Raw genomic sequence first — 20,571 nt, forward strand, 5'->3', positions numbered from 1 at the left:
GCGCCGGTGGGGCGCGGGGCGGGGTGGGTCACGGCGGTGCTCCTGGGGCTCGGGGGTCCGTCCCCCCGATCCTCGCACCCGTCGGGCCCGGTCGCATCCGCCCTCGCCACGGGCGATAATGGGTCGATGACCACGCAGGACTCCCCCCTCACCCCGAACTCCTCCCGGTCCGGCTGCTGCGACGACCACGCCCGCCCGGACACCTCCCGCCGCACCGTCCTGGGCCGCGGCGCCGCCGTCGCCGCCGCGGGTGCCGGCACACTCGCGCTGGCCGGCTGCACGGACCGGCTACGTGAGAAGGACACCGCGCAGGACCACTACACCGGCTCCGACGCCGTCGACGCGCTGCCCGCCGCCGAGCTGCCCGTGGGCGCCTCCCGGGAGGTGCAGGTGCAGGGTCGGACGCTGATGATGCATCGCGTGGACGAGACCACGGTGACCGCCTTCACCAACGTGTGCACGCATCAGGGCTGCCTGCTCCAGGTCGTGGACCGGCAGGAGGGCCCGGCCTACGCCTGCCCCTGCCACGGCTCGCACTTCGACGTCACCTCGGGGAAGCCGTTCGGCGGCCCGGCCCGCAAGGCCCTCATGGACTACGACGCGGCCGTCGTCGACGACCGCATCGTCGTCAAGCTCTGAGCCCGGCTCATTCCTCCGGCGCGCCGTAGCGCCGGCGCGGGGGCACCACGACGGCGGAGCGGTCGTTGGGGTCCCACGCCGGCTGCTCGCGCCGCCGCGCCGGGTAGTAGCGGTGCCGCCACCAGAACCAGATGAGCGCCCCCAGCACCGGCAGCAGCAGCATGAGGCCGACCCACGGCAGGCGCGCCCGGGCGTCCAGGGGGCTGCGGCCCAGCGAGACGAAGCCGGCCACCCACAGCGCACCGGCCACGACGGACACGGTCCAGCCCAGGGCGGCCTCCCCCGGCGTCGGCACGAGCGGGGTCGCGGCGGCCGCGCCGGTCAGCGCGCCGGCCATCAGAAGAGCGCGACCTTCTCCGGGCCCGGGAACAGGGCGTCCAGCTCGGCCAGGTCCTCCGCGGTGGCGAGCCAGTCGGCCGCCGCCGCGTTCTCCACGACCTGCGCGGCACGGGTGGCGCCGGCGATCACGGAGGACACCGGCCCCTGCGCCGCCAGCCACCCGATCGCGGCCTGGACCTCGGTGATCCCCCGCTCCCGGGCGAACCGGCCGAACGCGGCCAGCTGCTCCAGGTCGGCGTCGGCCACCATGTGCTGGCGCACGTGGGACAGGCGCGAGCCCTCGGGGGCGTCGCCCTGCGAGTACTTGCCCGTGAGCAGCCCGTTGGCCAGCGGGAAGTACGGCAGGACGCCGAGCCCGAACTCGGCCGCCGCCGGGACCACCTCGAGCTCGGCCCGGCGGTCCAGCAGGTTGTAGTGGTTCTGCGCGGACACGAAGCGCTCCACGCCCAGCTCGCGGGCCACGTACTCGGCCTGGGCGATCTGCCACCCGGCCCGGTTCGAGTGGCCCACGTAGCGGACCTTGCCGGCGCGCACGAGGTCGTCGAGCGCGCGGAGGGTCTCCTCGATGGGCGTGGCCGGGTCCGGGGTGTGGAACTGGTAGAGGTCGATCCAGTCGGTGCCGAGGCGGCGCAGGGAGTCCTCGACGGCGCGCACGATGTACCGGCGGGAGCCCCGCGCGCCGCCGTCGTCGCCGGCGACACCGCCCATGTCCATGCCGAACTTGGTGCCGATCACCACCTCGTCGCGGCGGGCGCCCAGGGCGCGGCCGAGCCGCTCCTCGGACAGGCCGGGCTCGGCGCCGTAGACGTCGGCGACGTCGAAGAAGGTGATGCCGGCGTCGAGCGCGGCGTGGACGACGGCGTCGGTGCCGGCCTGCTCCAGCGTGGCGGTGCCGGGGCGGCCGAGGTTGTTGCAGCCCAGGCCGACGACGGAGACGGTCAGCCCGGAGCGGCCGAGACGGGTGTGGCGCACGGGTCAGCCCTCCTGCTCTGCGGTGCGGACGTCCACCTTGTTCGGCTGCACGCCGTCGGCGCGCTTGGCGGCCGCCGGGATCTCGGCGGCGGCCTTGCGGGCGTGGGGGGTCCGGACGCGCAGCACGAGGGCACCGGCCTCCTCGACGACGTCCTCGACCTCGCCAAGACCGCGCCAGGCCAGCTGGTGGGTCACCTCGACGCGCAGCCGTTCCACGGTGCGCCGCTCGATCACCGTGGCCTCCCGGCCGCGGAGCCGGTAGGCCACCGGCAGCACGGCGAAGGTCGCGGGGTCCGCCTCGGCGAAGCCCTCCTCCGCGCCCTGCGCCACGAACGCGGCCAGCAGCTGATCACCCTCGACCTGGTCGGCCAGGGGCTGCTCCCCGACGGTGCCGGGCTGGCCGACCCGGCCGTGGTGGACCACGAACTCCCCGGCCTCCGCGTCGGCCCATGCCTCGCGGTACTCGAAGAGCCGGGTGCCGTCGTCGCCGACGGTCTCACGGTACAGCCGGACGATGCTCATGCCTGCTCCTGGTGGTGGGGGGCGGCCGCGTCCTCGGGGACGGGCCGGGCGTACGGGACCTTGGCGCCGAGGACCTGGGCGACGGTGTCCTGGGTGATGCGCTGCGCGGTGAGGCCCACGCGGGCCAGCACCTGCTCGCGGCTGCCGTGGGCGAGGAACTCGACCGGCAGGCCGACCTCGTTCAGGGCGGTGTCCACGCCGGCCGCGCGCATCTCCTGCCGGATCCGCGAGCCGACGCCGCCGGCCCGCACCCCGTCCTCGAGGCACACGACGATCCGGTGGCGGGCGGCCGTGTCGATCACGGACCGGGCCACGGGCAGGACCCACCGCGGGTCGATCACCGTGGCGCTGATGCCGTGCCGCTCGAGCCGTTCGGCGACGTCGAGGCCGAGCTCGGCCATCGCGCCCACCGCCACGATCAGCACGTCCCGCTCGGCGCCGTCGCGTCCGCCGGCCTCGCCGCGCCGGGCGAGCACGTCCGTGCCGTCCGACAGCCGCTCCAGGGCGCGCACCGGCTCGCCGACCGAGCCCTTCGCGAACCGCACCACGGTGGGCGCGTCCTCGACGGCGACGGCCTCGCGCAGCTCCTCCCGGAGCGTGTCCGCGTCGCGGGGCGCGGAGATCCGCAGCCCCGGGACCGACTGCAGCAGGGCCAGGTCCCACATGCCGTGGTGGCTCGGGCCGTCCGGCCCGGTGACGCCCGCGCGGTCCAGCACGAACGTCACGCCCGCACGGTGCAGGCCCACGTCCATGAGCACCTGGTCGTAGGCGCGGTTGAGGAAGGTCGCGTAGACGGCCACCACGGGGTGCAGGCCGCCGAAGGCCATGCCGGCGGCCGACGTGACCGCGTGCTGCTCGGCGATGCCGACGTCGAACACCCGGTCCGGGTGGGCCAGCGCCATCGGGGCCAGGCCCACGGGGTTCTGCATGGCGGCGGTGATGGCCACGACGTCCGGCCGCTCGTCCGCGATCGCGACCATCTCCTCGCCGAACACGGAGGTCCAGGACTGGGCCGTCGACGAGGTGATGGGCTCGCCCGTGGAGGGGTCGATCACGCCGATCGCGTGGAACTGGTCCGCCTCGTGCGCGACCGCCGGCGCGTAGCCGTGCCCCTTCTCGGTCATCGCGTGGACGATCACGGGCCCGCCGTACGCCCGCGCGTCCTCGAGGGCCTCCTCCATGGCGGTGAGGTCGTGACCGTCCACCGGACCGATGTACTTCATGCCCAGGTCCTCGAACAGGCCCTGCGGCGCCCAGAGGTCCTTGAGGCCCTTCTTCGCCGCGTGCAGCGGCCGGTACACCAGCTCACCCGCGAGGCCGGCCTCCTGGAGGCGGCGCTTGAGGTAGTCGAGGGTCTGCTCGTAGCGGTGGTGGGTGCGCACCTTGTCCAGCACCCCGCGGCGCAGTCCGCCCAGGTGCTCGGCGACGCCGCCCACCGTGGGCGCGTACGAGCGGCCGTTGTCGTTGACCACGATCACCACGCGCCGATCCCGGCCGGCGGCGATGTTGTTGACCGCCTCCCAGGCCATGCCCCCCGTGAGCGCGCCGTCGCCGATCACGGCCACCACGGTGCGGTCCCCCTGCCCGGTCTGCGCCCAGGCCCGCGCGATGCCGTCCGCCCAGGAGAGCGAGCTGGAGGCATGCGAGGACTCCACCACGTCGTGCTCGGACTCGGTGCGGTCGCCGTAGCCGGACAGGCCCCCCTCCTGGCGGAGCGTCGTGAAGTCCTGGCGCCCCGTGAGCAGCTTGTGCACGTACGACTGGTGGCCCGTGTCGAAGATGACCGCATCCTTCGGCGACTCGAACACGCGGTGCACGGCCAGCGTCAGCTCGACGACGCCCAGGTTCGGTCCGAGATGGCCACCCGTCTTGGAGACGTGGGCGATCAGGTAGGCGCGGATCTCCGCCGCCAGCGCGGTCAACTGGTCCTCCGTGAGGGCCGACAGGTCCGCCGGGCGGGCGATCTGCGGCAGCAGCGGGGCGCCGGGGCTCGTGGGGGGCAGATGTTCCATGGTGCGACCAGCCTACTCCGCGGGTCCGCGCCCGGGCGGGACGCGGGCGGCGGCCCGCGCGGGCGGGCCCCGTGGATCAGGCCTTCGCGGCGATCTGACGGAGCACGTACTGAGACATGCTTCGCTCTGCCTGGCGATAGTTGCACAGCTTCCGTCGGCTCTCAGGATCCCTGTCTCGATGGGACGCCCGACGATGCAACCGTACAAGACCAATTTCTCTTGGGTGATCGGCGGTACTGGGATCGTCTTCTCACCACGGTGATGTTCACGAGACGACGCAGCCGATCCCGTCACGACGGCGAGCGAGGTGAGCCCGTCCGTTCGGGCCTCGATTCCATCTGCGACCAGGGCCGCCGAGCCGATGTTCTCCATCGCAGCCTCAGCGCTGCCACCCCGGGTCGACTGGATCTTGGCCGGGCGATTCCACGCCCGCCGATCGACATCGACTTGATACCCGGGAGGGGTATAGCGTTGACTGGACCAGAACGAACAGGAGACTTCATGCGCAAGCACCTCAAGACCACCGTCGCCGCAGGAGTGCTCGGAGGAGCGCTCGTGTTCACCGGCTGCAGCACCGGCGGCGACCAGGACCAAGGGACCCCCTCGACGACCAGCCAGCACGAGGGCCACGGCAGCAGCTCTGACAGCGGCGGGATGGAGCATCCGATGGACGGCGGCCCCGCCCCCGAGGGCATCGAGACGGCTGCGTCGCCCACATACCCGGTCGGCACCGAGGTCACGCTCACCGCCGACCACATGGAGGGCATGGACGGTGCGAACGCGATGATCGCCGGCGCGTACGACACGTACACCTATGCGGTGGACTTCACGCCGTCCGCAGGCGGGGAGCCGGTCAAGGATCACAAGTGGGTCGTCCAGCAGGAGATCAAGGACGCCGGAGATGAACGTCTGGCCGACGGCACCGAGGTCACTCTCGAGGCCGAACACATGGAAGGCATGAAGGGCGCGAAGGCGACCATCGCCTCCTCCACCGAGGAGACCGTCTACATGGTCGATTACGAGTCCGACGGCATGACGATGACCAACCACAAGTGGGTCGTCGAGAGCGAGCTCAAGCCGGCCTCCTGAGCCGATCGCCGCGGGCGCGCTGAAGGTCCGCGGCGAAATACGACCCGATCGAAGGAAAGATCGGGGAATGACGAGGGGAAGCGAAGAGCATGACGGACCCGACCACGCATCACCATGACCACGCCGGCGTCGCGACCACCGAGTCCGGCCACCGTGACGACTCGCGCGCCGAGAACGAAGACCACACCATGGAACACGGTGACCACGCCGGGCACGGTCATCACGGCGGTGGTCACGCGGGCCACGGCGACCACGTCGGCCAGTTCCGGCGGCTGTTCTGGATCAATCTGATCATCGCCATCCCGGTGGTCGCGTTCTCCCCCATGTTCGCCATGCTCCTGGGCTACTCGGTCCCCAGCTGGGCGGGCTGGGTCGCCGCAGTCCTCGGCTCCGTCATGTACGCCTGGGGCGGCACCCCGTTCCTCACCGGTGCTGTCAGCGAGCTGAAAAGCCGCCAGCCGGGGATGATGCTGCTCATCGCGCTCGGCATCACCGTAGCGTTCCTCGCCTCCTGGGCCGCCACTGTCGGTCTCGTCCACCCCGAGCTCGAGTTCTGGTGGGAGTTGGCGCTGCTGATCGTCATCATGCTGCTGGGCCACTGGATCGAGATGCGCTCACTGGCCCAGACCACCTCGGCGTTGGACTCCCTCGCCGCGCTGCTCCCTGACGAGGCTGAGCGTATAGAGGGAGACGACGTCGTCAAGGTCGACCCGGCAGAGCTGCGCGTCGGCGACGTCGTCATCGTCCGGCCTGGCGGCAGCGTCCCCGCCGACGGCACCATCGTCGACGGCCGCGCCGACATGGACGAGTCCATGATCACCGGCGAATCACACCCCGTCGCCCGCGGCGAGGGCGAGAACGTCACCGCCGGCACCGTGGCCACCGACTCCGGCCTGCGCGTAGAGATCACCGCCACCGGCGACGACACGGCTCTGGCGGGCATCAACAGGCTCGTCGCCGAGGCGCAGGGCTCATCTTCCCGTGCCCAGCGCATCGCCGACCGGGCTGCGGCCCTGCTGTTCTGGTTCGCCCTCGGAGCTGCGCTGATCACCGCCGTCGTCTGGACGCTCTTCGGGCTCCCCGACGACGCGGTCGTTCGCACCATCACTGTCCTCGTCATCGCCTGCCCCCATGCGCTGGGTCTGGCGATCCCTCTGGTCGTGTCCATCGCCACCGAGCGCGCCGCCCGCGGCGGCGTCCTGATCAAGGACCGCCTCGCCCTGGAGTCCATGCGCCAGGTCGACGCGGTGCTCTTCGACAAGACCGGCACCCTGACCAAGGGCGAGCCCACCGTCACCGGCGTGGAGCCGACCGGCGGCCTGAATGCCGAACAGCTTCTCGCCCTGGCCGCCTCCGCCGAGGCCGACAGTGAGCACCCCCTCGCCCGGTCCATCGTCACCGCCGCCAAGGAGAAGGGCCTCGCCGTCGAACCGGCCAGCGGGTTCACCTCCTCCCCGGCGGTCGGCGTCACCGCGACGGTGGCCGACCATGAGATCCGCGTCGGCGGACCCCGTCTGCTCGAGGAGACCGGCCAGGACGAGATCGGTGTCGCCGACGAATGGCGGGCAGAGGGTGCGATCATCCTGCACGTCCTCCGCGACGGCAAGGTCATCGGCGGTCTCAAGCTCGCCGACGAGGTTCGCCCAGAGTCCCGCGACGCCGTCGATGCGCTCCATCAGCTCGGCGTCGAGGTCGTCATGATCACCGGCGACGCGGAAGCCGTGGCGAACGAGGTGGGAAGAGAGCTCGGCATCGACCGGGTCTTCGCCGGCGTCCGCCCCGAGGACAAATCCGCCAAGGTCGACCAGCTGCAGAAGGAGGGCAAGAAGGTCGCCATGGTCGGCGACGGCGTCAACGACGCCCCTGCCCTGGCCCAGGCCGACGTCGGCATCGCCATCGGGGCCGGCACCGACGTCGCCATCGCCTCTGCAGGTGTCATCCTCGCCAGCTCCGACCCGCGTAGCGTGCTCTCGGTGATCCAGCTCTCCCGTGCCGCATACCGTAAAATGAGGCAAAACCTGTGGTGGGCTGCAGGGTACAACTTGCTCTCTGTGCCGCTCGCGGCTGGCGTGCTCGCACCCGTCGGCTTCGTCATGCCGATGTCAGTAGGTGCGATCCTGATGTCGATCTCCACCGTCGTCGTCGCGCTCAACGCCCAGCTGCTGCGTCGCATCGACCTCGCCCCAGCTGCCAGCACCCGCTCCGTCCTGGAGCACCAGAAGTGAAGGACACACCCGTGACCACTGAAACTGCAGCCGATGAGACCGGTACCGACGCCGGAGCCCATCGGCACGGCTACATCAGTGACAAGGACCGCTACCGCAACCGCATGAAGCGTATCGAAGGCCAAGCCCGCGGCATCACGAAGATGATCGACGACGAAAAGTACTGCATCGACATCCTCACCCAGGTCTCGGCCCTCACCCGCGCCCTGCAAGGAGTGGCGACCGGTCTGCTCGATGACCACCTCAAGCACTGCGTGCTCGACGCCGCCAAGAAAGGCGATGAAGACGCGGCCATCGCCAAGATCCAGGAGGCCACCGACGCCATCAATCGCCTCGTGCGCTCCTGACACCATCCGATTTCGTCAACACAGGGTGCCTCGGACCGGTGGGCCCCAGATCAGGACAAGGCTCTTGATGTCTCCGGGCAGGCGTGCTTTGCACGTCGTCGCGCCCTTGGCACCGGCGAACTCGGGATGCCTTCTGTCTAACCTGACGACATGAACACGTTCACCTGAGAAAAGAGTTGGGCATGCCACTTGCCATTGTTGCTCCGATCCAGTCCTCCAGGAGCCGCCTGAGGATCTGCGCGGCCTTGACCGGTCTGGCGACCAGCGCCGTCCTCCTGCTCAGCGGCTGTGCTGATGCGGGACCGTCCGCTGATGCAGGATCCGATCACTCACTGGTGGTCGAGCACAATCTAGACGGATTGAATGCTCGCGAGATCATCACGCGCCTCGACTCAACGAAGGTGACAGATCGCTCGTCTGAATTCATCGCGTCGATTGAACCCGACCAGCTTGTACTGACCGACGATCAGAACAATCAGACCACCGTGCCGATGCCAGAAGACGAGTTCTACGTCTCTATCGCCCCGTATCGCAGCCAGACTCACGAATGCTACTTCCACAGCCTCACGACCTGCACCGGCGAACTCGCCAATACTGACGTCCACGTCACCGTGGTCGAGGCGACGTCAGGGGAGACCCTCCTCGATGAAACGCTGACGACGTACGACAACGGATTCGTCGGGGTCTGGCTGCCGCGTGGAATTGACGCCACTCTCACTGTCTCAGCTGAAGGCCGCACCGCGAAAAAGGCCATCTCGACCCGCCCCGACGACCCCACCTGCTTGACCGGTCTTCAGCTGGCTTGAGGCCCAGGCCTCATGCTCCTCTTCAGCGCCGACAGATCAGGCGTCGAGACGTCCCATCCTTGGACTCCCACAGGGTCTCGGCGTCCCGATGTGAGGATTCGCCCGAGAGCCGGCTTCAGAGTCATCGCAGGGCATCACCAGACCGGGCTGAAGCCTCGTCGACCAATATCAACCAGTGCCAACTGAAGAGCACTACATCGCTCACTCTGTTTCACGATGTGCATTTCGGGGGATCCTCTCTGTCCAGGTCCTCACGCTCATACCTGCCGGTGCTGAGCCTCGCCGAGCTTCTCGAGCACTTGACCTGGATCGTCGATCAGTTCGAACACGCCACTCGGGCGTGTCCGACAATGCCGTCGACCACGCGAGCACAGCATTCAGGACCACGGCAGCCCAGTACACGATCGCGTACTCGTCGTACCTGCTCGCCAGGCCCGGCCATTGCTTCAGGTGCGCGTCCTGGCGCTCGATCACGTTCCGGCCCGTGTAAGCCTCCGAGTCCAGGCCCACGGGTCGGCCGCCGGCCGAGCCGCGGCGTCTGCGGTGGCCCTGCTGGTCAGCCGGTTGGGGAGGACGGCCTTGATGCCACCGGCGCGCAGATGGGTGCCGATCGCCCGCGAGGAGTACGCCCTCTCGCCCAGCACCGTCGACCAGCTGATGGGTCTTCGTGCTCAGCCCGCTCCGTGAGCGCCCGAGGCCGTGGTCGGCGGGCTCTTCACGCGGATTCCTTGTCGTTCGATCCAGCCCCCTGTGAGCCGGGTGGTGTTCCTCGCGTGCTGATGGGCGCGGGCGATCGTGGAGTCCACCGAGACCGACCAATCGATCACGATTTCGGCATCCGCTGCGGCGGTCAGTGTTGCCAGCACCGTGTCCCACGTGCCCTCTTCGGCCATGCGGCCGTGCCAGGTCCACACGACTCAGCCAGGGCCCGTAGATCTCGGGCAGGTCCCGCCAGGGGATCGATGCACCTGTACCGGTGGATGATGGCGTCGACCATCGTGACGGCATCGGCGAAAGGCCGGCCCTGCCGGCCTGTGGGGGCGTGGGAGAGCATCTGGAACCGGGACCGTGTCTTCGAGGGTGCCGGCCTTCCCCCGGCTTCATTGTCAGACACGCCCGAGGACCGTCTGGCCCAAGGGTTGGCCGGTCCCTGCACTGGGGGATGAAGAGCGGTCCTGCACCGGCTTCGGCCCCGGCGCCCACGACGACGGCGGCCCGCCGCCCTCCGTGCGGAGGGCGGCGGGTCGCCGTCGTGATGCCCGCGCGCGGGCTGTGTCCCGTGGATCAGGCCTTCGAGGCGATCTGACGGAGCACGTACTGCAGGATGCCGCCGTTGCGGTAGTACTCGGCCTCACCGGGGGTGTCGATGCGGACGACCGCGTCGAACTCGGTGACCTTGCCGTCCTCACCGGTGGCCGTGACCTTCACGGTCTTCGGCGTGGTGCCCTCGTTGAGGGCGGTGATGCCGGAGATGTCGAAGGTCTCGGTGCCGGTCAGGCCCAGCGAGTCGGCGTTCTCACCCTCGGGGAACTGCAGCGGCAGCACGCCCATGCCGATGAGGTTCGAGCGGTGGATGCGCTCGAAGGACTCGGTGATCACGGCCTTGACGCCCAGGAGCGCCGTGCCCTTGGCCGCCCAGTCACGGGAGGAGCCGGAGCCGTACTCCTTGCCGCCCAGGACCACCAGCGGCGTGCCCTGCTCGGCGTAGTTCTGCGCCGCGTCGTACACGTAGGCCTGCGGGGCGCCCTCCTGGGTGAAGTCGCGGGTGAAGCCGCCCTCCACGCCGTCGAGCAGCTGGTTCTTGATGCGGATGTTCGCGAACGTGCCGCGGATCATCACCTCGTGGTTGCCACGACGGGAGCCGTAGGAGTTGAAGTCCTTGCGCTGCACGCCGTTCTCCAGCAGGTAGCGGCCCGCCGGGGTGTCCGACTTGAAGGAGCCGGCCGGGGAGATGTGGTCCGTGGTCACGGAGTCACCCAGCTTGAGCAGGACGCGGGCGCCGGAGATGTCCGACACCGGGTCCGGCTGCATGGTCATGCCCTCGAAGTACGGGGGCTTGCGCACGTAGGTGGACTTCTCGTCCCACTCGAAGGTGGAGCCCGAGGGGGTCTCCAGGGACTGCCAGCGCTCGTCGCCGTCGAAGATCGTGGCGTACTGCGAGGTGAACATCTCGGTGTCGATCGACGCGTCGATGATCTGCTGGACCTCGGTCGGGTCCGGCCAGATGTCCTTGAGGAAGACGTCGTTGCCCTCCGTGTCCTGGCCCAGGGCCTCGTTCTCGAAGTCGAAGTCCATGGTGCCGGCCAGGGCGTAGGCGACCACCAGCGGCGGGGAGGCCAGGTAGTTCATCTTCACGTCCGGGTTGATGCGGCCCTCGAAGTTGCGGTTGCCGGAGAGCACCGCGGTCACGGACAGGTCGTTCTCCTGGATGGCCTCGGAGATCTCGGACTCCAGCGGGCCGGAGTTGCCGATGCAGGTGGTGCAGCCGTAGCCGACCACGTTGAAGCCGAGGTCGTTGAGGGACTCGCGCAGCCCGGACTTCTCGTAGTAGTCGGTCACCACGCGGGAGCCCGGGGCCACGGAGGTCTTCACCCACGGCTTGGACTTCAGGCCCTTGGCGACCGCGTTGCGGGCCAGCACGCCGGCCGCCATCATCACGGAGGGGTTTGACGTGTTGGTGCACGAGGTGATCGAGGCGATGGACACGGCACCGTGGTCCAGCTGGAACTGGCGGCCGTCCGGCATGGCCACGTCCACGAGCTTGGACGGGCGGCCCTCGCCGGCCTCGTCCTGCGTGGCGTAGTTGTGCAGGTCCTTGCGGAACTGGTCCTTGGAGTCGGTGAGCTCGATGCGGTCCTGGGGACGCTTCGGGCCGGAGATGGAGGGCACCACGGTGGACAGGTCCAGCTCGAGGTACTCGGAGTAGGCGACCTCGGAGGACGGGTCGTGCCACATCCCCTGCTCCTTGGTGTACGCCTCCACGAGGGCGACCTGCTCCTCGGAGCGGCCGGTCAGGCGCAGGTAGTCGAGGGTGACCTCGTCGATCGGGAAGATCGCGGCGGTGGAGCCGAACTCGGGCGACATGTTGCCGATGGTGGCGCGGTTGGCCAGGGGCACGGAGCCGACGCCCTCGCCGTAGAACTCGACGAACTTGCCGACCACGCCGTGCTGGCGGAGCATCTCGGTGATGGTCAGCACCACGTCGGTCGCGGTGGCGCCGGACGGGATGCTGCCGGTCAGCTTGAAGCCCACGACCCGCGGGATCAGCATGGACACGGGCTGGCCGAGCATCGCGGCCTCGGCCTCGATGCCGCCGACGCCCCAGCCGAGCACGCCCAGGCCGTTGACCATGGTGGTGTGCGAGTCGGTGCCGACGCAGGAGTCCGGGTAGGCGCGCAGCACGCCGTCGACCTCGCGGGTCATCACGGTGCGGGCCAGGTTCTCGATGTTGACCTGGTGGACGATGCCCATGCCCGGGGGGACGACCTTGAAGTCGTCGAAGGCGGTCTGGCCCCAGCGCAGGAACTTGTAGCGCTCGCCGTTGCGCTCGTACTCGATCTCCATGTTCCGCTCGATGGCGGCGTCGTTGCCGAAGGAGTCGATCTGCACGGAGTGGTCGATCACGAGCTCGGCCGGGGAGAGCGGGTTCACGCGCTCCGGGTCGCCGCCCAGGTCCTGGATGGCCTCACGCATGGTGGCCAGGTCCACGACGCAGGGCACGCCGGTGAAGTCCTGCATGATCACGCGCGCCGGCGTGAACTGGATCTCGGTGTCCGGCTGGGCGTTCGGGTCCCAGGCGGCCAGGGCCTTGATCTGGTCGGCGGTCACGTTGGCGCCGTCCTCGGTGCGCAGCAGGTTCTCCAGCAGCACCTTCAAGGAGTAGGGCAGCTTCTGCGCCCCCTCGACCTTGTTCAGACGGAAAATCTCATACTCGGCGCCCTTGACGTCCAGGACGCCCTTGGAGCCGAAGCTGTCGACGGTGGTCACGAGAGGACTCCTCTTCCCGCCCGGTTTCCTCCGGGCGCTCGTCCAGTGGGGGGTGGTCACCCGCGGCCGCGGACCGCGCCCCGTCCGGGACGGGCGTCGTCTGCGTCACAGGTGCCGCACTGCGTCCCAGGGTACCGCGCCGGTCCCGTGTGACGCGGGCATGGCGCGCGGCGGCCCGCAGGCCGCCACGCGGATGCCGGGTCAGATCTCGACGACGGCCGCGGCCGGGGCGCTCTGGGCGGCCGGCACCAGCACGGTCACCGACTCGAGGTGGTGGGTGTCCGGGTAGAGGTCGAACACGCGGGCGCGCTCCACCTCGTAGCCGCCGTCGCGCAGCCACGCCAGGTCGCGGGCGAACGAGGCGGGGTCGCACGAGACGTACACGATGCGGCCCGGCTCGAGCGCGAGGATGCGCTCGATCGCCCGCCGCCCCGCGCCCGCCCGCGGCGGGTCCAGGACGACGGTGTCCAGCGCGGCACCGCCGAGGCCGCCGTCCGCCACGGGACGCTCGGGGTACTTCAGCCAGCTGCCGAGCACCTTGTCCGTGGGGCCGTTGAGCACCGAGGCCTGCGGCTGGTCGTGCAGGTTGCGGCGGGCGTCCTTCGAGGCCTGGCGGGAGGCCTCCACCGAGTACACGCGGCCCTCGGGTCCCACGGCGTCCGCCAGGTACGCGCTGAACAGGCCGGCGCCGCCGTAGAGGTCGGCCACGACCTGGCCCGGCTCGACGCGCGCGTCCTCGAGCACCGCGTCCACGAGGGTGGCCGGGGCGTGCTGGTGGACCTGCCAGAAGCCGTCACCCGTGACGCGGAAGCGCTTGGTGCCGCCGCGCTCGGACTCCACGGTCTCCTCGACCCAGGTCTTGCCGGTGATGCGCTCGACCTTGACCGGCTGGAACTGCTTCGGGCCGGGCAGGGCCAGGCCGGTGGAGACGTCCACGCCGCACGCATTGGCCGCCTGGCGGATCCGGGTGCGCAGCCGGCCGAGCTTGACCTCGTCCGCCCGCGTCTGCGGGGTGGGCGTCACCAGCACGAGGGGGCGGGAGCCGGAGGCCGGCGTCGCGACGTCCACGCGGGCGGCTCCGGTGAAGTCCCAGTCCCACAGGGCGAGCGCATCGAGGGCCGGCACGCCGAGCGGCATGTTGCGCACGGGTAGGAGGGTCGCCGAACGGTAGGCGTGCATCGCGATGTGCCCCTGGGGGGTCACCGCGAACGCGTTCCGGGTCCGCCAGCGCTGGCCGGTGGGCTCGTCCTCGGAGCCGGCGAAGCACACCTCCGGCTCCACCGCGAGGTCGGCGATGCGGTGCACCGTGTCCCGGAAGACCTGGGCCTTGAGCCGGCGCTGGTGCGGGACCACGATGTGGCCGAACTCGGCGCCGCCCACGGGCGGGCGACCCGAGGCGTGGGCGCGCAGCATGTCCGCGAGCTTCCACTGGTGGATGCGGCGGAACTCGGAGGGCCGCAGCACCTCCACGACGTCGCCGCGCCAGAAGCGGGCCCCGTCCTCGGCCTCGGTCAGGGCCACCCGGACCTTCTCGCCGGGCACGGCGTGGCGCACGAAGACGACCCGCCCCTCGTGCCGGGCCACGCAGTGGCCGCCGTGGGCCATGGCCCCGACCTCCACCTCGATGGTCCTCCCGATCCCGGTGACGTCTGTGGACGTGTCGACGACTGCCATGTCTGGCTCCTCTCGCATCGCAGCGCGCTTCAGGTCTTGCCCTGAGCATCGACTGGTCAGATCATCATCATCCTTGCAGACCGATGCGGCTGTGTCGCCTCGATCGTGGGCGCGCCGTCGGACGGCGTCATCCGCCGCTCCCCGGGGGCGCCGGGGCGGTCAAGAGCCCTGGCCCTCGTGGACCTGCCACGGCACCGAGCCCACCATCACGCCCGGCTCCCGCTGCAGTCGCCGCGTCTGGCGGGTGGCGGTCCGGTTGTGCAGGAGCGTGCGCCAGCCCGGCCGGACCACGTACTCCGGGATGAACACCATGGTCAGGTCCCGCGGGGAGCGGCGTCGGTGCTCGCGCACATGCCGCACCAGGGGGGCCACCGTGTCGCGGTAGGGCGAGGCGATCACGGTGAGCGACATCGGCAGGCCGGCACGCTCCCAGGCGTCGATCACCTCCAGGGTGGCGGCGCGCTCGGCGTCCACGACGACGGCCTCGAGGGAGGACGGCCGCGACGCGCGGGCGTAGGCCAGCGCCCGCAGCGCCGGCCGGTCCAGCGTGGTCACGACGACCACCACGTGGACCCGCGAGGGCAGGGCCCGCGCGTCGTCCTGGGGGTCCGGTGCGAGCTCGCGGTCCACGTCCGCGTAGTGGCGGCGGATCCGCCCCATAACCAGCGAGCCGAGCACGATCGCCAGCAGCGCCACCCACGCGCCCTGCGTGAAGCGGGTGACCAGGACGACGACGCCCGCCAGCGCCGTGACCACCCAGGCCACCGCCGTGATGATCAGGCGCAGCCGGACGGCCGCGCGGGCCCGGGCGCCCGGTGTGTGCACGAGCCGGCGGCGCCACAGCCGCAGCATGCCGGCCTGCGCGAGCGTGAAGGCCAGCAGCACGCCGATGACGTAGAGCTGCACGAGCAGGGCGGTCCGGGCCTCGAAGAACAGCACGAGCGAGAGGGCCACGGCCCCCATCCCGAGGACGCTCCACGTGTGCACCAGCCGGTCGCTGCGGACCCTCAGCTGCCGGGGCAGGTAGCCGTCCTCGGCCACGCGCGCGGCCAGGGCGGGGAACGAGCGGAACGCCGACTTGGCCGCGAACAGCAGGAGCAGGGCGGTGGCCGCGATGGTGGCGACGGACAGGATGCTGCCCGGGCCGTACACGGTGTCCGCGAGCTGGGCGAGCACGGGGGCGGGGGCGCGGTCGGGCGTGACCTCGGCACCCGCGGCGTCCCGGAGGTTCTCCAGCTCCAGCCCGACGACGACGCCGGTGCGCTGGGCCAGGTGCATGACGCCCACGGTCAGCGCGCCGAGGGTGAGGGCCATCACGGTGAGCACCCACCGCACCGTGGGCACGGCCGGCCGGGCCATCAGGCGGGTGCTCGAGACCGGCACCTCGACGCCGGTGAGCAGCACCGATCCCGCGCTGAACGCGCGCAGGGCGAGCAGCGCCGTCGCCACGGTGCCGACGGTCCCGCCGACCCCGGCGCCCTCCTGCGTCCAGCCGGCCGTCGGCGCCGCGCCGAGCAGCCCACGGCCCTCCTGCCACAGGCCCGCCAGGACGAGCAGCGCGGTCAGGGCGACGAACACGCTCACGAGCACGGGCAGCACCCACCGGGACAGCCGCACCCCGCGGAGCGCGGCCAGCAGTACGCCCACGAGCGCGGCCGAGGCCACCAGCACGCGGCTGCCGACGGTGAGTCCGGGGGCCAGCGCCGCCACGAAGTGGGCGAAGGCGGCCACGGAGACCGCGGCGGTGAACACGAAGTCCAGCAGGAGCGCGGCCGAGGCGACGACGCCGGCCCTCGGGCCCAGCTTCATGCCGGCCATGTGATAGATGCCGCCGTGCGGAACGGCGGCGACCGCGGCGCGGAAGGACACGACGATGAGCAGCATCACCGCGACGACGGCCCAGCCGACGGCGGGTCCGAGCGCGAGCGCGGACGTGCCGGCCGCGACCAGGGTGAGGATGACCTCGTCCGGGGCGTAGGCGAGGGAGGACAGGGCGTTCGACGACGTCACGGGCAGCGCCCGCCACCGGTTCATGCGGGGCTCGTCGGCGGCGTGCGACGTCACGGGGCGACCGAGGAGGCCGCGGCGCAGGAGGGAGGACAGCGTGGCCACCGCACCACGGTACCCCCGCCGGGCCCGGACGCCGCGGCGACGCGGATGCTCCCGGACGTGCCCGCCGGATGCGAGGATGGAGCGCGCGTCGGCTCCCCGGCGCACGGAGCACCGCACGAGAGGCAGGGACGGGCATGGCCCACTACGTGATCGTCGGCGGCGGACGGGTGGGCACCCGGTTGGCGGCCGCGCTGGACGCGGCCGGTCACGGCGTCGCCCTCGTGGACCGCGACCCGCGGACCGTGGAGGGGCTGGCCCCCGGCTTCTCCGGCGAGCTCGTGGCCGGCGTGGGCTTCGACCGCTCCGCGCTGCTCGCCGCCGGCATCGACCGCGCGCAGGGCCTGGCGGCCGTGACCGCGGACGACAACACGAACATCATCGCCGCCCGCGTGGCCCGCGAGACCTTCCACGTGGACCACGTGGTGGCGCGCATCTACGACGCCGACCGGGCCCGGCTGTACCAGCGCCTCGGCATCCCCACGGTCGCCTCGATCCAGTGGACGGCCGACCAGGTGCTGCACCGGCTGCTGCCGGCCGGCACCGCCGACGCGGAGCACCGCGACGCCTCCGGCCGGCTGCTCGTGACCGAGCTGGTCCCCCACTCTTCGTGGTGGGGCCGTCGGCTGACCGACGTCGAGTCCACGGTGGGGATGCGCATCGCCTACCTCACCCGGCTCGGCGACGGCCAGCTGCCCCGGCCGGGCGACCGCCTGCAGGAGGGCGACGTGCTGCACGCCGTCTACCCGGTGGACCGCCGGGACCAGGTGGAGGCCGCCCTGCAGGGCGAGGCACGCGTGCCGGACGGCACGGACGAGGACGAGGAGGGACGGGCATGAGGGCCGTCATCGCCGGAGCCGGCGCCGTGGGCGCCTCCATCGCGCGGGAGCTGCACGCGCACGGCCACGAGGTGGTCGTCGTCGAGGCGCGCACGGACGCGGCCCGCAAGGCCGACGTCGGCGGCGCACGCCTCGTCCTCGGGGATGCGTGCGACCTGACCGTGCTCGAGCAGTGCGGCGCCCTGGAGGCGGACGTGCTCGTCGCGGCGACCGGCGACGACCGGGTCAACCTCGTGTGCTCCCTGCTGAGCCGCTCGGAGTTCGGCGTCGGCCGCACCGTGGCTCGCGTCAACAACCCGCTCAACGACTGGCTCTTCGACGAGTCGTGGGGCGTGGACGTGGCCGTGTCCACCCCCTCGATCATGACGGCGCTCGTGGAGGAGGCCGTGGAGACCGGGGACCTCGTGCGCCTGCTCAGGCTGGAGGCCGGCGGCGCGGCGCTGTCCGAGTTCCGGGTCCCGGCAAAGCACTGGCTCGAGGGCCGGCGCATCGGCACCGTGTCCTGGCCGCAGGAGGCTCCGCTCGTGGCGGTCGTGCGCGACGGCGCCCCCCGGCAGGCGTCGGCGGACGAGGTCCTGGAGGTGGGCGACGAGCTCTTCTTCCTGGCCGCCGGCTCCGCCGAGCCGGCCCTGCGTCGCCTCCTCGTCGGCGAGGGCCGCGCTCAGGGACGCTCGGAGGCGGCGGAGTCCGCCGGCACGCCGTCGTCCTGACCGGGCGAGCTGACGGACCAGGCGAGCCAGAGCCCCAGGGCATAGAGCGGCAGGCCCATCACCAGGCGGGCCACCCCGAGCGCGGTGACGGCGTCCCCGAGGTAGAGGGGCACCTGCACCGCCAGGCGCAGCGCGAACACGGCCACGAGGATCCAGGTGGCCGCGGCGTAGGCGCGGCGCCGACGCCGGTGGGCCCGCCAGCGGGTGCCCTCGGCGCGCACGAGGCCGAGCACCAGGCCCGCCGCGGGCCAGCCCACGAGGACGGACACCGCGAACGCGAGGCCGTAGGCGGCGTTGGTGACGAAGCCCCACAGGTAGTAGTCGCGGGCCTGGCCGGTGGTCAGGGAGACCACGACGGACAGGACGACGACGGCGAGGCCGGCCAGCACCTGGACCGGCGACTGGCGCTGGACGAGGCGCGCGACGCCCAGCACGAGTGCGACCGCGACGGCCGCCACGCCGGAGGGCCACACCTGCTGGGTGGCGACGTAGCCGACCATGTAGACGAGGGTGGGCAGGGAGGCCTCGACGATGCCGCGCCAGCCACCGACGCTGCCCAGCGCGTCGAGGCGGCCGCGCTCGTCCAGGCGGGCTCGAGACGGCAGGGGGCCGGCCCCGTCCGGGGCGGCGGTGACGGGGCCACGCGGCTCGGTCATGGGCTCTCCTCTCGGGGCCGTGCTCAGCGCGTGGCCTCGGGCGCGTCGACCAGGTCGAACTCGGGGTTGTGCAGGGTGGGCACGCCGTCCATCTGGGTGACGCGGCCGCGGACCGTCAGCCACTCCCCCGGCATGACACCGGGCACGCGGCGCCGCCCGTGCCAGACCAGCTGCAGCGTCTCCGCGGGCGCCATGCTCCCGGGCGCGGGCAGGCGGTCGGCCAAGACCGCGCGGAAGACGGTCGCCTCGTCCGCGCCGGGCAGTGTGACGGAGGCGATGACGCCGCGGCGCTCGATGCGGCCCGCGGCGCCGGTCGGGCGGGCTGCGACGGCGGGGCTCACCGGGTCTCCGTGATCTCCGGACCGCGCTCGGGCAGCGCGGTGGCCTCCGGTGCCGCGCCGTCCCCCGGGCCGGTGGCGGTGTCCGCGAGCACGTCCCGGCCCTCGTCCGGGGCCGGGCGGCGACGCTGCAGCGGGCGCGCGTTGGGAGGCGGACGCAGGGGCAGCAGCTCGCGCGGCGGGAGCGGCTCGTCGCCCCGCACCACGACCAGGTCGGAGAACACCTGTTCCAGCGGCTCGGCGGCCTCCGGCTGGAAGGCGGCCTCGCCGTGGAACACGCCGCGGACGAACCAGCGCGGACCGTCCACGCCCACGAACCGGGCGACGTTCCACCCCGGCGAGCCGTCCGGCAGCGCCGCCGGCACGCGCGTGAGGATCTCGATGCCGAAGCGGCCGGTCTGCTCCTGCACGGTCGCGTGGGCGGTGGTCGACAGGGAGTCGTGCAGCTCGGCGCGCAGGTCGTCCCACAGGCCCGTGCGGCGCGGGGCGCTGAACGCCTGGACCTGCAGCGCCGAGCGGCCGAGGCTGACGGTGGCGGCGACGATCCGCTTCGTCGCGTCCTCGACGTCGAGGCGCAGCTTCATGCCCTGGACCGCCCGCAGGCGCAGCGACCCCAGGTCGATCATGCCGGCGGGATCCGGGCGGGTGGCGACGTCGTGCGGACCGACGTCGGCTGCCTCCGGCGCGGCGGCGATCTCGAGGTCGCGCTCCTCCAGCAGCTCGGCCGGCAGGCTGACCTGCTCGTGGCGCACGGTGCGGTTGCGTCCGAAGATCACGACGTCCTCCCAGGGGTGTTGTCGGCGGTGAAGCCGCCGGTCGAGCCGAAGCCGCCGGCCCCGCGCTCGGAGTCGGGCAGCGCGTCCACGGGCTCGAAGCGGGCCCGCACGACCGGCTGCAGCACGAGCTGGGCGATCCGGTCGCCGCGGCGCAGCACGATCGGCTCCGTCGGGTCCAGGTTGATCAGGGGCACCTTGATCTCGCCGCGGTAGCCGGCGTCGATGGTGCCGGGGGCGTTGACGACGCTCAGGCCGTGGCGGACCGCGAGGCCCGAGCGGGGGTGCACGAACCCCGCGTGGCCCTCCGGGATGGCCAGCGCCACGCCGGTCGGCACGAGGGCGCGCTCTCCCGGGGCCAGGGTCACGTCGACGGCGGTGCGCAGGTCCGCGCCCGCGTCGCCCGGCTGCGCGTAGGCGGGCGGGGCCAGGCCCGGATCGAGGGCGTGCAGGGGCACGGGCAGCTCGGCGGAGTCGGTCACGAGGCCCGACCCTACACGAGCACCCGTCGGCCCGGGGCCGCGTCGAGGCGGC

18 protein-coding genes and 1 pseudogene are annotated in these 20,571 nt (G+C 71.9%); 7 read left to right on the forward strand and 12 right to left on the reverse strand.

Going from position 1 to position 20,571, the window contains the following annotated elements; genetic code table 11:
- Positions 1–126: 126 nt before the first annotated feature.
- Complete coding sequence (locus J1M40_RS00005) at positions 127–639, forward strand: Rieske (2Fe-2S) protein (RefSeq protein ID WP_020627853.1); 513 nt, start codon at positions 127–129, stop codon at positions 637–639.
- Positions 640–646: 7 nt separating this feature from the next.
- Here the strand turns inward: J1M40_RS00005 and J1M40_RS00010 are convergent, their stop codons facing one another.
- The 4 genes from J1M40_RS00010 to dxs are packed head-to-tail and all read right to left on the reverse strand — an operon-like array spanning position 647 to position 4,484.
- Positions 647–976 carry a PLD nuclease N-terminal domain-containing protein gene (locus J1M40_RS00010; protein WP_020627854.1) on the reverse strand — a complete coding sequence of 110 codons (330 nt, stop codon included), beginning with the start codon at positions 974–976 and terminating at the stop codon, positions 647–649.
- The gene (locus J1M40_RS00015; protein WP_036317666.1) at positions 976–1,950 is read right to left on the reverse strand and encodes an aldo/keto reductase; all 975 of its coding nucleotides are present in this window, start codon (positions 1,948–1,950) and stop codon (positions 976–978) included. The genes J1M40_RS00010 and J1M40_RS00015 overlap by 1 nt, the downstream gene beginning before the upstream one ends.
- Positions 1,951–1,953: 3 nt before the next feature.
- A complete protein-coding gene (locus tag J1M40_RS00020) occupies positions 1,954–2,472 on the reverse strand; it encodes a hypothetical protein (protein WP_036317662.1) in 519 nt (172 codons plus the stop codon).
- Positions 2,469–4,484: a 1-deoxy-D-xylulose-5-phosphate synthase gene (dxs, locus tag J1M40_RS00025; protein ID WP_020627857.1), complete on the reverse strand. Its 2,016-nt coding sequence runs from the start codon at positions 4,482–4,484 to the stop codon at positions 2,469–2,471. Before dxs ends, J1M40_RS00020 begins: the two co-directional genes overlap by 4 nt.
- 501 nt (positions 4,485–4,985) lie before the next feature.
- On the opposite strand from dxs, the gene J1M40_RS00030 reads away from it, so the two are divergent.
- The 4 genes from J1M40_RS00030 (at position 4,986) to J1M40_RS00045 (ending at position 8,951) form a co-directional block, all read left to right on the forward strand.
- On the forward strand, positions 4,986–5,573 hold the full coding sequence (locus tag J1M40_RS00030; RefSeq protein ID WP_020627858.1) for a YdhK family protein: 588 nt from the start codon (positions 4,986–4,988) through the stop codon (positions 5,571–5,573).
- Positions 5,574–5,662: 89 nt separating this feature from the next.
- On the forward strand, positions 5,663–7,798 hold the full coding sequence (locus J1M40_RS00035; protein WP_036317660.1) for a heavy metal translocating P-type ATPase: 2,136 nt from the start codon (positions 5,663–5,665) through the stop codon (positions 7,796–7,798).
- 11 nt (positions 7,799–7,809) lie between these two features.
- On the forward strand, positions 7,810–8,145 hold the full coding sequence (locus tag J1M40_RS00040; RefSeq protein ID WP_269454423.1) for a metal-sensitive transcriptional regulator: 336 nt from the start codon (positions 7,810–7,812) through the stop codon (positions 8,143–8,145).
- 182 nt (positions 8,146–8,327) lie between these two features.
- The gene (locus J1M40_RS00045; protein WP_095694653.1) at positions 8,328–8,951 is read left to right on the forward strand and encodes a CueP family metal-binding protein; all 624 of its coding nucleotides are present in this window, start codon (positions 8,328–8,330) and stop codon (positions 8,949–8,951) included.
- A 336-nt stretch (positions 8,952–9,287) separates the two neighbouring features.
- On the opposite strand, the pseudogene J1M40_RS00050 reads toward J1M40_RS00045, so the two are convergent.
- From J1M40_RS00050 to J1M40_RS00065, 4 genes and pseudogenes are all read right to left on the reverse strand, one after another.
- A pseudogene (locus J1M40_RS00050) lies at positions 9,288–9,987 on the reverse strand (transposase); the annotation flags it as partial.
- A gap of 248 nt (positions 9,988–10,235) precedes the next feature.
- Positions 10,236–12,938, reverse strand: coding sequence for an aconitate hydratase AcnA (gene acnA, locus J1M40_RS00055; protein ID WP_036314132.1), 2,703 nt, complete (start codon positions 12,936–12,938; stop codon positions 10,236–10,238).
- A gap of 201 nt (positions 12,939–13,139) precedes the next feature.
- Positions 13,140–14,612 (reverse strand): class I SAM-dependent RNA methyltransferase, encoded by a 1,473-nt coding sequence (locus tag J1M40_RS00060; protein WP_020625083.1) that lies wholly within the window; start codon positions 14,610–14,612, stop codon positions 13,140–13,142.
- Positions 14,613–14,771: 159 nt separating this feature from the next.
- On the reverse strand, positions 14,772–16,724 hold the full coding sequence (locus tag J1M40_RS00065) for an APC family permease (protein ID WP_036382845.1): 1,953 nt from the start codon (positions 16,722–16,724) through the stop codon (positions 14,772–14,774).
- A gap of 134 nt (positions 16,725–16,858) precedes the next feature.
- On the opposite strand from J1M40_RS00065, the gene J1M40_RS00070 reads away from it, so the two are divergent.
- Positions 16,859–17,560 (forward strand): TrkA family potassium uptake protein, encoded by a 702-nt coding sequence (locus J1M40_RS00070; RefSeq protein ID WP_020625081.1) that lies wholly within the window; start codon positions 16,859–16,861, stop codon positions 17,558–17,560.
- Complete coding sequence (locus J1M40_RS00075) at positions 17,557–18,270, forward strand: TrkA family potassium uptake protein (protein ID WP_020625080.1); 714 nt, start codon at positions 17,557–17,559, stop codon at positions 18,268–18,270. Before J1M40_RS00070 ends, J1M40_RS00075 begins: the two co-directional genes overlap by 4 nt.
- Here J1M40_RS00075 and J1M40_RS00080 read toward each other — a convergent pair.
- The 4 genes from J1M40_RS00080 to dut are packed head-to-tail and all read right to left on the reverse strand — an operon-like array spanning position 18,222 to position 20,519.
- Positions 18,222–18,926 (reverse strand): DUF3159 domain-containing protein, encoded by a 705-nt coding sequence (locus J1M40_RS00080; protein WP_020625079.1) that lies wholly within the window; start codon positions 18,924–18,926, stop codon positions 18,222–18,224. The genes J1M40_RS00075 and J1M40_RS00080 overlap by 49 nt on opposite strands.
- A gap of 23 nt (positions 18,927–18,949) precedes the next feature.
- Positions 18,950–19,267, reverse strand: a complete 318-nt coding sequence (locus J1M40_RS00085; RefSeq protein ID WP_020625078.1) for an OB-fold nucleic acid binding domain-containing protein — start codon at positions 19,265–19,267, stop codon at positions 18,950–18,952.
- Positions 19,264–20,040: a DUF3710 domain-containing protein gene (locus tag J1M40_RS00090; RefSeq protein WP_020625077.1), complete on the reverse strand. Its 777-nt coding sequence runs from the start codon at positions 20,038–20,040 to the stop codon at positions 19,264–19,266. The genes J1M40_RS00085 and J1M40_RS00090 overlap by 4 nt, the downstream gene beginning before the upstream one ends.
- Positions 20,037–20,519, reverse strand: coding sequence for a dUTP diphosphatase (dut, locus tag J1M40_RS00095; RefSeq protein WP_020625076.1), 483 nt, complete (start codon positions 20,517–20,519; stop codon positions 20,037–20,039). The genes J1M40_RS00090 and dut overlap by 4 nt, the downstream gene beginning before the upstream one ends.
- Positions 20,520–20,571: the final 52 nt, after the last annotated feature.

The organism is Micrococcus sp. KRD026 (genome assembly GCF_017168445.1).
Lineage (GTDB): Bacteria > Actinomycetota > Actinomycetes > Actinomycetales > Micrococcaceae > Micrococcus > Micrococcus luteus.

What these genes read in the sequence shown, in the direction of transcription:
- J1M40_RS00005 (WP_020627853.1), top strand. Translation starts at nt 127, where the DNA reads ATGACCACGCAGGACTCCCCCCTCACCCCGAACTCCTCCCGGTCCGGC.
- J1M40_RS00010 (WP_020627854.1), bottom strand. Translation starts at nt 976, where the DNA reads ATGGCCGGCGCGCTGACCGGCGCGGCCGCCGCGACCCCGCTCGTGCCG.
- J1M40_RS00020 (WP_036317662.1), bottom strand. Translation starts at nt 2,472, where the DNA reads ATGAGCATCGTCCGGCTGTACCGTGAGACCGTCGGCGACGACGGCACC.
- dxs (WP_020627857.1), bottom strand. Translation starts at nt 4,484, where the DNA reads ATGGAACATCTGCCCCCCACGAGCCCCGGCGCCCCGCTGCTGCCGCAG.
- J1M40_RS00030 (WP_020627858.1), top strand. Translation starts at nt 4,986, where the DNA reads ATGCGCAAGCACCTCAAGACCACCGTCGCCGCAGGAGTGCTCGGAGGA.
- J1M40_RS00035 (WP_036317660.1), top strand. Translation starts at nt 5,663, where the DNA reads ATGACGGACCCGACCACGCATCACCATGACCACGCCGGCGTCGCGACC.
- J1M40_RS00045 (WP_095694653.1), top strand. Translation starts at nt 8,328, where the DNA reads ATGCCACTTGCCATTGTTGCTCCGATCCAGTCCTCCAGGAGCCGCCTG.
- J1M40_RS00060 (WP_020625083.1), bottom strand. Translation starts at nt 14,612, where the DNA reads ATGGCAGTCGTCGACACGTCCACAGACGTCACCGGGATCGGGAGGACC.
- J1M40_RS00070 (WP_020625081.1), top strand. Translation starts at nt 16,859, where the DNA reads ATGGCCCACTACGTGATCGTCGGCGGCGGACGGGTGGGCACCCGGTTG.
- J1M40_RS00075 (WP_020625080.1), top strand. Translation starts at nt 17,557, where the DNA reads ATGAGGGCCGTCATCGCCGGAGCCGGCGCCGTGGGCGCCTCCATCGCG.
- J1M40_RS00080 (WP_020625079.1), bottom strand. Translation starts at nt 18,926, where the DNA reads ATGACCGAGCCGCGTGGCCCCGTCACCGCCGCCCCGGACGGGGCCGGC.